Origin of the sequence: Sandarakinorhabdus oryzae (assembly GCF_009733735.1) — a bacterium.
Classification (GTDB): domain Bacteria; phylum Pseudomonadota; class Alphaproteobacteria; order Sphingomonadales; family Sphingomonadaceae; genus Sandarakinorhabdus; species Sandarakinorhabdus oryzae.
Map to the genome: position 1 here is coordinate 1 of NZ_WNJP01000084.1, position 12,198 is coordinate 12,198.

The 12,198-nt window shown below is 67.1% G+C and carries 12 protein-coding genes and 1 pseudogene; 4 read left to right on the forward strand and 9 right to left on the reverse strand.

Annotated elements, in window-relative coordinates:
* Positions 1–878, forward strand: a pseudogene (locus GJ693_RS16880) (hypothetical protein); the annotation flags it as partial.
* A gap of 21 nt (positions 879–899) precedes the next feature.
* Here the strand turns inward: GJ693_RS16880 and clpB are convergent.
* Positions 900–3,476, reverse strand: a complete 2,577-nt coding sequence (clpB, locus tag GJ693_RS09525; RefSeq protein WP_156256077.1) for an ATP-dependent chaperone ClpB — start codon at positions 3,474–3,476, stop codon at positions 900–902.
* Between the two features lie 79 nt (positions 3,477–3,555).
* Positions 3,556–4,014 (reverse strand): hypothetical protein, encoded by a 459-nt coding sequence (locus GJ693_RS09530; protein ID WP_156256078.1) that lies wholly within the window; start codon positions 4,012–4,014, stop codon positions 3,556–3,558.
* A 69-nt stretch (positions 4,015–4,083) separates the two neighbouring features.
* Here GJ693_RS09530 and GJ693_RS09535 point away from each other — a divergent pair, with 69 nt between their 5' ends.
* Entirely contained in the window at positions 4,084–5,190 is a 1,107-nt protein-coding gene (locus GJ693_RS09535) for a PQQ-dependent sugar dehydrogenase (RefSeq protein WP_156256079.1), read from the forward strand.
* A gap of 68 nt (positions 5,191–5,258) precedes the next feature.
* Here the strand turns inward: GJ693_RS09535 and GJ693_RS09540 are convergent, their stop codons facing one another.
* Positions 5,259–6,080 (reverse strand): SDR family NAD(P)-dependent oxidoreductase, encoded by an 822-nt coding sequence (locus GJ693_RS09540; RefSeq protein ID WP_156256080.1) that lies wholly within the window; start codon positions 6,078–6,080, stop codon positions 5,259–5,261.
* 184 nt (positions 6,081–6,264) lie between these two features.
* Here GJ693_RS09540 and GJ693_RS09545 point away from each other — a divergent pair, with 184 nt between their 5' ends.
* Positions 6,265–6,918, forward strand: coding sequence for an OmpW/AlkL family protein (locus tag GJ693_RS09545; protein WP_156256081.1), 654 nt, complete (start codon positions 6,265–6,267; stop codon positions 6,916–6,918).
* Positions 6,919–7,009: 91 nt separating this feature from the next.
* Here GJ693_RS09545 and GJ693_RS09550 read toward each other — a convergent pair whose 3' ends face one another.
* Together GJ693_RS09550 and GJ693_RS09555 are read right to left on the reverse strand one after the other, a co-directional pair.
* A complete protein-coding gene (locus GJ693_RS09550) occupies positions 7,010–7,402 on the reverse strand; it encodes an MAPEG family protein (RefSeq protein ID WP_156256082.1) in 393 nt (130 codons plus the stop codon).
* A gap of 38 nt (positions 7,403–7,440) precedes the next feature.
* Complete coding sequence (locus GJ693_RS09555; protein ID WP_156256083.1) at positions 7,441–9,348, reverse strand: CocE/NonD family hydrolase; 1,908 nt, start codon at positions 9,346–9,348, stop codon at positions 7,441–7,443.
* A 111-nt stretch (positions 9,349–9,459) separates the two neighbouring features.
* On the opposite strand from GJ693_RS09555, the gene GJ693_RS09560 reads away from it, so the two are divergent.
* A complete protein-coding gene (locus GJ693_RS09560; protein WP_156256084.1) occupies positions 9,460–10,008 on the forward strand; it encodes a hypothetical protein in 549 nt (182 codons plus the stop codon).
* Positions 10,009–10,021: 13 nt separating this feature from the next.
* Here the strand turns inward: GJ693_RS09560 and GJ693_RS09565 are convergent, their stop codons facing one another.
* The 4 genes from GJ693_RS09565 to GJ693_RS09580 all read right to left on the reverse strand — a co-directional run.
* Positions 10,022–10,759: a 2OG-Fe(II) oxygenase gene (locus GJ693_RS09565; protein ID WP_156256085.1), complete on the reverse strand. Its 738-nt coding sequence runs from the start codon at positions 10,757–10,759 to the stop codon at positions 10,022–10,024.
* Positions 10,756–11,613, reverse strand: a complete 858-nt coding sequence (locus tag GJ693_RS17670) for a M23 family metallopeptidase (RefSeq protein ID WP_156256087.1) — start codon at positions 11,611–11,613, stop codon at positions 10,756–10,758. The genes GJ693_RS09565 and GJ693_RS17670 overlap by 4 nt, the downstream gene beginning before the upstream one ends.
* Entirely contained in the window at positions 11,613–11,834 is a 222-nt protein-coding gene (locus tag GJ693_RS09575) for a DUF2093 domain-containing protein (RefSeq protein ID WP_156256086.1), read from the reverse strand. Before GJ693_RS09575 ends, GJ693_RS17670 begins: the two co-directional genes overlap by 1 nt.
* The coding region (locus GJ693_RS09580) for an exodeoxyribonuclease VII large subunit (RefSeq protein ID WP_328598828.1) at positions 11,834–12,198 on the reverse strand (365 nt) is incomplete at its 5' end. The genes GJ693_RS09575 and GJ693_RS09580, both read right to left, overlap by 1 nt.

The window sequence follows — 12,198 nt, forward strand, 5'->3', positions numbered from 1 at the left end:
TGGGCCTTTCGGGCGGAACGCGCTGGCAGTGGCGGCTGGTGGCGGCCACCGGTGGCCAGCAGGAGTCCGCCGCCAGCAGCCAGTTGGCGCAGGCCCGGGCCGTGGTGAGCGGCTCCACCGGCCTGGTGCTGCCGGGTGCGGCCGAGCCGATCAGCCTGGCCGCCGGCGCCGAATGGCGGCAGCTGCGGCTGGGCGCGGGACTGGTGCGGGCGCGGGAGCTGTTTGCCGAAGCCGCAGTGCCGATCCTGCAGGATCGGCCGGCGGCTGAAAATCTGGTGGCGACTTTGGGTGTGCGGCAGGCGTGGTTGGCAGGTCGGACCGAGACGCTGTGGCAAGCGGGCGGACGTTGGGAAATGTTCCCCGGTATCGCGCTGCGCGGGCAGCTGGCGCGAGGGATCGATGATTTCGCGACGGCGAGCGGCATCAGCCGCAGCCTTGGGCTGATCGCGACGCCGGCCTTCGTGCCGGGGTTCGCGCTCACGCTTGATCGGCGCTGGCAGTCATTGGGCGCAGCGCGGGTGCAGGCGGTGGACGTGGCGGCGAGCTGGCGCGGTCGGGTGTCGCCCGGCGCGCAACTGGCCCTCACTGCGCAAGGGGTCTGGCATGATCGGGCCGATGTGACGCCGCTGCCGGTGCCACGCTTCGCCAGCCTGGTGCGGGCGACGCTCGAAACGGGTCCGTGGGCGTTCACGGCTGGCTGGCGACAGCGGTCGTCGCAAGCGGGCCTTTCGGCGCGCAGTGGCGTGGATGCCAGCGTCGAGCGCCAGCTGAGCGCCCGTGTGCGGGTCGTGGCGAGTGTGAGCAATGTTGGCGATGCCGGACGGATGGATGGCCCGGTTGGGCGGCAGGCTTTGCTGCAAGTGGTGGCGGGGTTCTGACGTCCCCGCCGTCACCCCGGCTTATGCCGCCACCAGCACCAGTTTGCCGTCGCCTTCGTCCACCTTCACCGTGCTGCCATCGGGCACGCTGCCGGCCAGGATCAGTTCGGCCAGCGGGTCTTGCAGGTGCTTCTGCACCGTGCGCTTCAATGGCCGCGCGCCATAGACCGGGTCATAGCCGACCCGGGCCAGCCAGCGCCGGGCGGCGTCGGTGAGGTTCAGCGTCACCTTGCGGTCCTTCAGCAGCGCCGCGACGCGGGCCACTTGCAGATCGACGATCGGCGCCATCGCGTCCTGGCCCAGGCGCTGGAACAATACGATCTCGTCGAGCCGGTTGAGGAACTCGGGCCGGAAATGGCCGCGCACCACTTCCATCACCTGCGGCTCGGCCTCGCTCACCGGCGCGCCATCGGGCAGGGCGGCGATATATTGGCTGCCCAGGTTGCTGGTCAGGATGATCAGCGTATTGGTGAAATCCACCGTGCGGCCCTGGCCATCGGTCAGCCGACCATCATCCAGCACCTGCAGCAGCACGTTGAACACGTCGCCATGGGCCTTTTCCACCTCGTCGAACAGCACCACCTGATAGGGCCGCCGGCGGACGGCTTCGGTCAGCACGCCGCCTTCTTCATAGCCGACATAGCCGGGAGGCGCGCCAATCAGCCGGGCAACGCTGTGCTTTTCCATGAACTCCGACATGTCGAGCCGGACCATGGCGCGCGGATCGTCGAACAGGAATTGCGCCAGCGCCTTGGTCAGCTCGGTCTTGCCCACGCCCGTCGGGCCGAGGAACAGGAAGCTGCCCAGCGGCCGGTTGGGATCCTGCAGGCCGGCCCGCGCGCGGCGCACGGCGGCTGACACGGCCTTCACGGCGGCAGCCTGGCCGATCACCTGGGCGGACAGGATGCTCTCCATCTTCAGCAACTTGTCGCGTTCACCTTCCAGCATCCGGTCCACCGGGATGCCGGTCCAGCGGCTGACGACGGCGGCGATATCGTCGCCGGTCACCTCCTCGCGCACCATGGCGGCCTGGGTCACCTGCTCGGCTTCGGCCAGCTGGCGTTCCAGTTCGGGGATGCGGCTGTAGGTCAGTTCGCCGGCCTTGGCATAATCGCCGGCACGCTGGGCCTGCTCCACTTCCAGGCGGGCGGCGTCGAGCTGCTCCTTGATGCGGGTGGCGCCGGCCAGCTTTTCCTTCTCGGCCTGCCAGCGCAGCGTGAGCGCACCGGATTCCTCCTCCAGCCCGGCCAGTTCAGCGTTGAGCGCGGTCAGCCGCTCCTTGGACGCGGCATCGGTTTCGCGGGACAGTGCGGCAGCCTCGATCTTCAGCTGGATGATGCGGCGGTCGAGCGCCTCGATCTCTTCGGGCTTGGACTCCACCTCCATGCGCAGGCGCGATGCCGCTTCGTCCATCAGGTCGATGGCCTTGTCGGGCAGGAAGCGGTCCGCGATGTAGCGGTTGGAAAGGGTGGCGGCGGCGACAATGGCGCCATCGGTGATGCGCACGCCGTGGTGGAGTTCGTACTTCTCCTTCAGGCCGCGCAGGATGGAGATCGTGTCTTCCACCGTCGGCTCGCCGACAAGGACGGGCTGGAACCTGCGTTCGAGCGCGGCGTCCTTCTCGACATGCTTCCTGTATTCTTCCAGCGTGGTGGCGCCGATGCAGTGCAGTTCGCCGCGGGCCAGCGCCGGCTTCAACAGGTTGGAGGCGTCCATGGCGCCCTCGGCCTTGCCGGCGCCCACTAGGGTATGCATTTCGTCGATGAACAGCACGACGTCGCTGCCTTCGGAACGCACCTCGTCGAGCACGCCCTTCAGCCGCTCCTCGAACTCGCCGCGATATTTGGCGCCGGCGATCAGCGCGCCCATGTCGAGCGCCATCAGCCTTTTGTCTTTCAGGCCATCGGGCACGTCGCCATTGGCGATGCGCAGCGCCAGGCCCTCTGCGATCGCGGTCTTGCCGACGCCGGGCTCGCCGATCAGCACCGGGTTGTTCTTGGTGCGGCGGGCGAGCACCTGGATGGTGCGGCGGATTTCCTCGTCGCGGCCGATCACCGGATCGAGCTTGCCGGCGCGGGCGGCTTCGGTCAGGTCGCGGGCATATTTCTTCAACGCGTCAAAACTGTCTTCGGCGCCGGCACTGTCGGCCGTGCGGCCCTTGCGCACGCTGTTGATGGCTTCGTTGAGCGCCTGCGGGGTGACGCCAGCGGCCTTCAGCGCCTTGCCGGCTTCGGTGGTGGTGGCGAGCGCGAGGGCGACGAGCAGGCGCTCGACGGTCACAAAGCTGTCATTGGCCTTCACCGCCACCTGTTCGGCGCTGTCGAGTACGCGCACCGTGTCATTGTCCCACGCCAGGGACTGCGCGCCGCTGCCCGACACCTGCGCGATCTTGGCCAGCGCCTGGTCGGTCAGTTGCAGGGCAGTGGCGGGCGTGCCGCCGGCGGCCTTGATCAGGCCGGAGGCGAGGCCCTGATCATCTTCCAGCAGTGCTTTCAGGACATGTTCCGGCGCCAAACGCTGGTGCGAATTGCGGATCGCCACCGTCTGCGCCGATTGCAGGAACCCCTTGGCGCGATCGGAGAATTTTTCGATGTTCATTGAGGCACGTCCTCCTGTTCAGGGGAGGATATGGTGTGGCTTCAAAGCAACACAAGTAGGGGTGTTGCGGAAATGACGCTCAGCGCGGTTTGAGCCAGCCGAACACGAAGCCGCCGATGGCGCCGGCCAGGCAGAACAACACGAAACCATCCAGCCCGCGGGCACCGGCGAGCGGGGTGGTCTGGAACCGGGCGTGCATGGCGACCAGCACGGCGGCAATCGCGAAGCCGCCGGCCAACGGCCAGGCGATGGGGGCGAGCAGCGGCACGCGCGGTTTCAGCCAGTGCGCGATGCCGAAGGCGACAAGCAGGGCAAAGCCGAAGACGAGGAGCAGTGGAATCAGCAGGCCGGTGAAATCGCGCACCGCCGTTTCCAGCGCCACGCTGGCCGGGATTTCCACACCAAGATCACGCAGGCCGGATTGCACCTGCCAGCTTTGCACCATGCTGGCGATGGCGGTGGTGACCAGAACCGCGGCGGACCAGGCCGGGCCGGATTTCACGATATCCTTACGCAACAGGTCTTTGATGCTTGCCATAGTTTTTCCTGTTCGTTGTCCTGCATTACGCCATGATGGAATCGCGAGGGAAGGGCTGATTCGTCGAAAATGGTCATCTTCAATAAAAAGCTGTTAATAACTCTGAATCTGGTGGCGTTTTCGGCGTTTGCTGCGCGTGCCGAGCAGGTGCAGGTGATGGCCAGCGGGCTGGATCACCCGTGGAGCGTGGCCTTCCTCCCCAAGGAAAAATGGGGCGGTGATGTGCTGGTGACGGAACGCGCCGGCCGGCTGTTGCGGCTTACCCCCGGCGGCAAGCCGCGTGCCGTGGCGGGCGTGCCGGCGGTGCGGCTGGCCAGCCAGGGCGGCCTGTTCGACGTGGTGCTGCACCCGAAATTTGCCGAGAATGGCCTCCTCTATCTCTCTTATGCCGCCGGCACCAAGGACGCGAACTTCACCCGCATCACCCGCGCGCGCCTTGATGGTGACCGGCTGGTGGATGCCAAGGTCATCTTCCAGGTCAGCCCGGCCAAGGACACGCCGGTGCATTTCGGTGGGCGCATGGCCTTCCTGAACGACGGCAGCCTGGTGATGACCACGGGCGACGGTTTCGATTATCGCGAGCAGGCGCAGCGGTTGCAGTCCGGCCTGGGCAAGATCGTGCGCCTGGCTGACGATGGCCGGCCGCTGGCGGGCAATCCCTTTGTGGGTGTGAAGGGCGCGCAAGCCAGCATCTGGAGCTATGGCCACCGCAACCCGCAGGGCCTCGCCGTCGATCCGGTCACCGGCCGGCTGTGGGAACATGAGCATGGGCCGCAGGGCGGCGATGAGATCAATCTGATCCAGCGCGGCGGCAATTATGGCTGGCCGGTCGCCACCTTCGGCCTGGATTACAGCGGCGCGACGATCAGCCCGTTCAAGCGCTACAAGGGCATGATCGATGGCAAGGTCGTCTGGGTGCCGTCAATCGCGCCGTCGGGCCTGGCCGTCTATCGCGGCGCGCTGTGGCCGGACTGGCAGGGCGATCTGATCGTCGGCGCGCTGGCGGCGCAGCAGGTGCGGCGGGTGGACCTTGATGCCGCCGGCAAGGTGGTCGGGCAGGAACGCATCTTCCCGTCGCTCAATGTGCGCATCCGCGATGTGCGGGTGGCGCCGGATGGTGCGATCTGGGTGACGACGGACGAGGATCGGGGCCGGGTGTTGCGGGTGACGCCGTAACGATTTGTGGTCGCAGGGGCCCCGCACCCCGCCTTGTTTGTTTGTGGTCGCGGGGGCCCGCACCCCGCTCAGTGCGCCGTCCACCCGCCGTCGATCACCAGTTCCGAACCGGTCATGTAGCGGCTGGCATCGCTGGCCAGGAAGACGACGCCATTTGCGATGTCCTCGGGCTTGCCGGCAAAGCCCACCGGGGCGCCGGCGCCGACCACATCGACATCGATGGCATTGGCGCCCGGCTGGATGGCGCCGGTGAGCGCTGCCGAGAGGGAGCCTGAGGTGTCGATCTTCTGCCAGATCGCCGTGTCGATGATGCCGGGGTGGACGCTGTTGCAGCGGATGCCGTCCTTCATGGCGGCGCATTCCATGGCGACCGCCTTGGTGAGCAGCCGCACCGCGCCCTTGCTGGCGCAATAGGCCGACATGGCGGCCGAGCCGCCGAGGCCCGCCACCGAGCTGATGTTGACGATCGAGCCACCGACATGGCCATCGGGCCGCGGTGTCCGCATCGCCGGCAGGGCATGCTTGATGCCGAGGAAGCAACTGGTGACGTTGATGTCCATCTGCCGGTTCCACTGTTCCAGCGTCACCTCGGTGATCAGGCCCGAGGTGCCGATGCCGGCATTGTTCACCAATATGTCGAGCCGGCCATAGAGATCCATGACGCGCTTGACGAGTTCGGCCCAGCGCGGTTCCTCTACCACGTCCTGGCCGCGGAAGGTGGCCTGGCCGCCGGCGGCTTCGATCATCGCCACTGTCTCGCGGCCGCCTGGGGCATCGATATCGGTGGCAAAGACGATGGCGCCTTCGGCCGCCAAGCCAATGGCGCAGGCGCGGCCGATGCCGCTGGCGGCCCCGGTGACGAAGGCAACGCGACGGTCAAGTGTGCCCATGATGATCCTCCACTGTTGTTGTGGAGGAGCCTGACAGCGCCGCGCGGGCCGCGCCAGCCCTTCATATTGGGTGCTACGGATGATTGCGGATGGGGATCGCCCCTAGGCATTTCTTGCGCCAGATCAAGGAGAAGCCGCGTCCCGCCCGCCACAACCGGCCAGCACAACCAACAGGGGCGACACAATGACGACGAAAATCAGGACCGCGGCTTGGCTGGCGCTGGCCATGGCCGCCAGCCCGGCGCTGGCCAAGCAGGGCGATGTGCTGGTGCGGCTGCGGGCGATCACCGTGCAGCCGCAGGAGAAGGTGGGTCCGGTACTGCCCAGCTTCCCGACCAGTGGTGGCCGCATCACCAACGCCTATGCGCCGGAAATCGATTTCACCTACATGATCAGCGATCATGTCGGCGTCGAGCTGATCGCGGCGACCACCAAGCATTGCATTGATGGCGGCGGCAGCCTTGCGGCGGTCGGACGGCTGGCCTGCACCTGGGTGCTGCCGCCAACGCTGACGCTGCAATATCATTTCGCGCCGGAGGGCAAGATTCACCCCTATGTTGGCGCCGGGGTGAACTGGACCTTGTTTTACAACGAGAAGGCGTCAAGCCAGCTCAACACCGCCATTGGCGCCACCCATGTGAACCTGTCCAACAGCTGGGGTTTTGCCCTCCAGGCCGGTGCCGATTTCGACATCAATGAGAAGATGTTCGTCAATGTCGACGTCAAATATGTCGACATGCACAGCAACGCCCGGCTCACCACGGGCGCGGCGGTCAACACGCTGCGTGCCGACATCAACCCGCTGATCGTGGGGGTCGGCGTCGGCTGGCGGTTCTGAGCTCTCCCGGGCGCGGCACTCTCCCTGCCATGGCCGCGTCCCTGTCGCCGGCCCGGCGTCCCTATCCCCGGACGCCGGGCCGGTTGTCGGTTCAAAGGTTGGTGATGGCGCCCCAAATGCCGGCGACGACAAGCACAGCCGTCGGCAGCAAGGTCATCAGGAAGCCCGGCCCGCGCTTGGCCGGATCCTTGTAATAGGCGGTGGCAAAGACAATGCGGCCCACCGACCACAGCAGGGCCACGCCGCCGGCAATGGCGTCGCCCAGCACCGGCGCGCCGATCAGCAGCGCCGGCACAAACCATACCAGTTGCTCCACCGTGTTCATCTGCACGCGGTAACGCTTGTCGAACTCGGGATGGCCCGACGCGGCGGGGGCCGCCACGCCATAGGCCACGCGGGCGCGGCCGACGTTCAGGCTGGTCCAGAAATAGACCAGCAGCGCCAGTGCGAGCGCCAGCGTGGTGAGCGGGAAGGTGGCAAGCATGTGGTTGGTCCCCAGTTGAGAATTGATCTGCCTGAAAATCAGTTGGCGAGCGCCGCCCTGGCCGCCGCCGCCCCGCCGATCACCGGCAAGGCGATGTGGCTGGGCCGCACGCTATCGCGCCACACGCCCTGTGTCGCTTGTTTGTAGTCCTCAGGCCGGGCGGTGAAGATGTTGGGCACATATTTCTGCGGGTTGCGGTCATAGAGCGGGAACCAGCTCGACTGCACCTGCACCATCAACCGGTGGCCAGCGGGGATGACATGGTTCACGCCGGGCAGCAGGAAACGGTAATGCTCGGCCTTGCCGGGGGTGAGCGGCTCCGGCTTTTCGAAGCTCTTCACATAGCGGCCGCGGAATATCTCCATGCCGATGCCCAGCTGCAGCCCGGCCAGATCGGGCTGGGCGCTGTTTTCCTCAGGGAAAACGTCGATCAGCTTCACCACCCAATCACTGTCGGTCCCCGACGTGCTGGCAAAGAGATTGGCTTGCGGTTGGCCGTGGATCTGCAGCGGCGCCTTCAGCGGCTGCGAGACATAGGTGACCACGTCGGGCCGCACGCTGGCATGGCGCTGGTCGCTGACCAGCCAGGTCGTCCACACCGAGCGGTCGCGCACATTGCCCGGCACCGGCACGAACGGCACCGGGTGCGCCGGATCGGAAACATAGTCATCATGTGCGGCCTTCGCCGCCGGCGCGTTCAGCGACAGGCTGAAGCGGTCGTCGAGGTAGAGATTGACCGTCTCCCCGGCCGGGAAGCGGTCGTGCCGCTCCCAGCGGTCGGCCCCGACCGCATAGGTGAACACCGGCGGCGCGTCGAAAGCCGGGGCGCCGGTCTTCAGATGGGCATCGAGGAAGGGCTTCATCACCCTATTGCGGAACTGCAGGCCGGTATCGCCGGCAAACTTCAGCACGCCAAGCGCCGAGCCGTCATAATTGACGCCCGAGTGCCGCCACGGCCCGATCACCAGGCTGAGCATGTTGTTGCCCGTGTCCTTCGGCTCCAGTGCGCGATAGACGGCTGGCGCGCCATAACTGTCTTCCTGATCCCACTGGCCCACCACCAGCATGGTCGGCACCGTCAGCGGGCGGGCGCCCAGGATCTTGTCGAGCGCCTGGCCCTGCCACCAGCTGTCGTATGATGGATGCTCCATCAGTTTCTTCACGCCCGGCAGCTGATCAAGGCCATAGCGGGCGATATAACCGCCCACCGAGCCGGCGCTGAGGAACTCGCCATAGGTGTCGCGCCGGCCCGTGGCGACCGGATCGCCATCGCCTTTCGTGGCCGTCTGCGCGGTGAAATAATCCAGCATGGTCTGGCGGAAGGCGCCGTTGTGGAACCAGTCATCCCCCATCCAGCCATCGACCATGGGGGACATCGGCACCGCGGCCTTCAGCGCCGGGTGCGGATCGACCAGCGCCATCAGGCTGGTGAAACCCGGATAGGACGAGCCGGTGATGCCGACCCGGCCATTGGTTTCGGGCACATTCTTCACCAGCCAGTCGATCGTGTCCCAGGCATCGGTGCTGTGATCGGTCGCCGTCGCGTTCAACGGGCCCCTGAGCGGCCGGGTGATGACATAGTCGCCTTCCGATTTGTTGCGGCCGCGCACGTCCTGATAGACGCGGATATAGCCATCGGTGACCAGCTCGGCATCGCTGACCGGCAGGATCTCGGTGATCTGCTGGCTGGGGTTGCGCGATGTCGTCTTGGCGGCGTTGTAGACGGTGCGGGTGAGCAGGATCGGGCCGTTCGTGGTGCCCTTTTTCATGACGATGACGGTGTAGAGCTTCACCCCGTCGCGCATCGGGATCATCACTTCGCGGCGGATATAATCGGCCGCCGGGGTGACCGCGTTGAACGGCGCGCCGATGTCGGGCGCCATGGTCGGCGTCTGGGCGGCGGCGCTGGTGGCCAGGGCCAAGGCAAGTGCGAGCGTTCTGATCATGTCCCCTCCGTTTCGCCTGTCATGGCGCGCCGCTGGCGGCTCGGCAAGTCGGTTGGCGAGATTGCGGCGATGGCGTATCGAAGGCGCGAGACGCCAAGACGAGGTTGACCCATGCGCACCGCTGCCGCCATCCTGTTGCTGATCGCCGCCCCCGCCGCGGCGGCCGACAAGCCGAAAGAGGCGCCGCCGGCTGTGGTGCAGAAACTGCTCGATTGTCGTGCGCTCACTGACTCTGCGGCGCGGCTGGCCTGCCTCGATGCCGGGGTGGCGGCGCTGGCCGGCGCCGTCGAAAGCCGTGACGTGCTGGTCGCCGATCGCGAGCAGGTGAAGAAGGCGCGGCGCAGCCTGTTCGGCCTCACCCTGCCCAGCTTCAACCTGTTCGGATCGGACAAGGAAGCCGCCGACAAGGGCGAGAAGAAGGACGAGCGCGGCGCCCTGACCGAGATCGAAGGGACCATCACCGCCGCCCGCCCGTCACGCACCGCCGGCTGGCGCTTCACGCTCGACGATGGCAGCACCTGGCTGCAGACCGACAATGAAAGCTTCCGCCACGATCCCAAGCCGGGAATGACGGTGCGCATCCGCAAGGCGGCGCTGGGCAGTTATTTCGCCAATGTCGCGGGCCAGAGCGCGGTGCGCGTGAAGCGCATCGTGGAATGAGCGGGGCGCCATTTCAGAAATCGCGGAACCACCCCGTGATGGCATAGCGGCCAATCGGCGCGAACTGGGCGACGACGCCGACATTGTGCTGCAGCGGCACGGTGAACAGGTTGAGGCAGTTGAAGCGCGGTTTCAGGCCGGCGACGATGTCGCCGCGCGCATCGAGAATGTTGAGATAGCCGCCCCAGTCCGCCCGCCAATCCTTGGTGAGGTTGAGCACATAGGCGAGGCGGCGGCCCTCCTTCTCCACGTGGTCGTCATGTTCGGTGAGGAAATGGCCGGGGCCATAGAGGGTGGCCTGGGCATCGGCGACGGTGAGGCCGGGGATGCCGGACACCGCGCGGGCAAAGTCCAGCGCCTCGGGCCCGTTGATCTCCTCGAACAGCTGATAAAGCGGGTGGCCGGGATGCCATTGTTCGCGCGCGGCTTCGGCCAGCGGATATTGGCCATAGAGGAAGGCGAAATAGCCGGCGCGCGCGGCCGCGGCGGCGCCATTGCCCATCGCCGCCTTCTGCTGCGGGCTCAGCTGGCGCAACTGGTCCTGCCGCAGGCGCTGGCCATGCGGCGCACCCTCGCCGGCCCAGGCCAGGCCGAACGGCGTCGCTTCGCGCAGGATCGACCACAGGGTTTCCGCCGCATCTGGCAGCAGCACATCTTCGACCTGCACGAAGCGATCGCGGGCCAGTGCGGCGCGCACCGCGGCGCGGTCGATGGCCGGATTGAGGGCAAACAGCTGCGGCGCGTCGCTCAACGGCCGGCTTCTGGCGTCTTGACGGGCATCGGGGGCACCAGCTTCTCCGGATCGACCTTGATGCCGTTCCAGGTCAGGCCCCAGTGCAGGTGCGGCCCGGTCGAGCGGCCGGTGCTGCCGATGCGGCCAACGGGGTCACCCTGGGCCAGGATGTCACCCACCTTCACGTCGATTTTCGACAAATGCATCATCACCGAGAACAGCCCGCGGCCGTGATCGATGATCACCAGATTGCCTTCCAGCGCGAACGGCCCGGTGGCCAACCGCACCACGCCCGGCACCGGCGCGGTCACCGGCGCGCCACTGGGCGCGGCAATGTCCATGCCGCCGTGATAGCTCGCCGGCACGTCGCCATAGACGCGCTGCGAGCCGAAATGGGTGGAGATGCGCCCCGTCGCCGGCCACTGCCACGCCGCGCGCCAGAACGGCCAGGGTGAGACGTCGGCGCGGGCGGCCTTGACCTGGGCGATCTCGGCTTCGCGCCGGGCTTCATATTCGAGGTTGCGCGGTGCGTTGGGGTCGGCCGGTGGGTTGAGGCGCGCCGGCAGGCGATCAATATCCCATTCGCGCGCCGCCACCGTGATCAGGCGATGGGCGCTGCGTCCGTCCTTCGTGATCCAGTCCAGCCGCCGGGTGCCGGTGAAATCGCGATCGACGCCGAGCATGTAGCGGCCATCGGCATCGATGTGCAGCGGTTGGTCATCGAGGCGCAGATCATGGCTGCCGGCGGGCAGGGCGGCCATCAGCAACTCGCCCTGCACGGCGGTGATCGTCGGTTCAACCAGCGGCAAGGGGGCGGCCGCACCGGTGATGGCGGCGGTTGCCACCAACAACGGCAAGGCCAGGTACCGCATCACGCCGGGAACTGGCCCTTGGCGCGCATTTCGGCATAGCGCCGGCTGGCGATGTCGGCGCTGGCATAGGCCTCCTGCAACTCGTGGCTCCAGTAACGCAGGGCCGCCAGGTTGATGCGCTGGCCGGTGACGGCGCACAGCACATGGTCGCCGGCTTCGAGGATGCGGTAGCTGCCCGATTCATAGAGCAGGCGGGCCGGTCGGCCGAAACGATCGAGCATCAGAACAGACTCCCCTGCGGTGAGGCGGGTTTGGTGAACACCGGCGTTTCGCCATCGGCGAAGCGGATCGTCAAGCTTGGCTTTGCGGCAGCGGCGCTGGCCGAAGCCACGAGATGGCCATCGGGCCCGGTGACGATGGCATAGCCGCGGCCCAGCACGGCGAGCGGACTGAGGCTGGCGAGCATGCGATCCGCCTGTGCCAGCCGGGTGGCGGCTGTGGCCAGCCGCTGCTCGATCAAGAACGGGCGCAGCGTGGCACCGACGCGGGCGAGTTTCTGCGTGTCGAGGTTGAGCGGCCGCGCCAGCGCCGGGGCCAGCCGCGCCGACGCATTGGCCAGCCGTTCGGCGCTGCGCTCGGCGCGGG

What these genes read in the sequence shown, in the direction of transcription:
- clpB (WP_156256077.1), bottom strand. Translation starts at nt 3,476, where the DNA reads ATGAACATCGAAAAATTCTCCGATCGCGCCAAGGGGTTCCTGCAATCG.
- GJ693_RS09530 (WP_156256078.1), bottom strand. Translation starts at nt 4,014, where the DNA reads ATGGCAAGCATCAAAGACCTGTTGCGTAAGGATATCGTGAAATCCGGC.
- GJ693_RS09535 (WP_156256079.1), top strand. Translation starts at nt 4,084, where the DNA reads ATGGTCATCTTCAATAAAAAGCTGTTAATAACTCTGAATCTGGTGGCG.
- GJ693_RS09540 (WP_156256080.1), bottom strand. Translation starts at nt 6,080, where the DNA reads ATGGGCACACTTGACCGTCGCGTTGCCTTCGTCACCGGGGCCGCCAGC.
- GJ693_RS09545 (WP_156256081.1), top strand. Translation starts at nt 6,265, where the DNA reads ATGACGACGAAAATCAGGACCGCGGCTTGGCTGGCGCTGGCCATGGCC.
- GJ693_RS09550 (WP_156256082.1), bottom strand. Translation starts at nt 7,402, where the DNA reads ATGCTTGCCACCTTCCCGCTCACCACGCTGGCGCTCGCACTGGCGCTG.
- GJ693_RS09555 (WP_156256083.1), bottom strand. Translation starts at nt 9,348, where the DNA reads ATGATCAGAACGCTCGCACTTGCCTTGGCCCTGGCCACCAGCGCCGCC.
- GJ693_RS09560 (WP_156256084.1), top strand. Translation starts at nt 9,460, where the DNA reads ATGCGCACCGCTGCCGCCATCCTGTTGCTGATCGCCGCCCCCGCCGCG.
- GJ693_RS17670 (WP_156256087.1), bottom strand. Translation starts at nt 11,613, where the DNA reads ATGCGGTACCTGGCCTTGCCGTTGTTGGTGGCAACCGCCGCCATCACC.
- GJ693_RS09575 (WP_156256086.1), bottom strand. Translation starts at nt 11,834, where the DNA reads ATGCTCGATCGTTTCGGCCGACCGGCCCGCCTGCTCTATGAATCGGGC.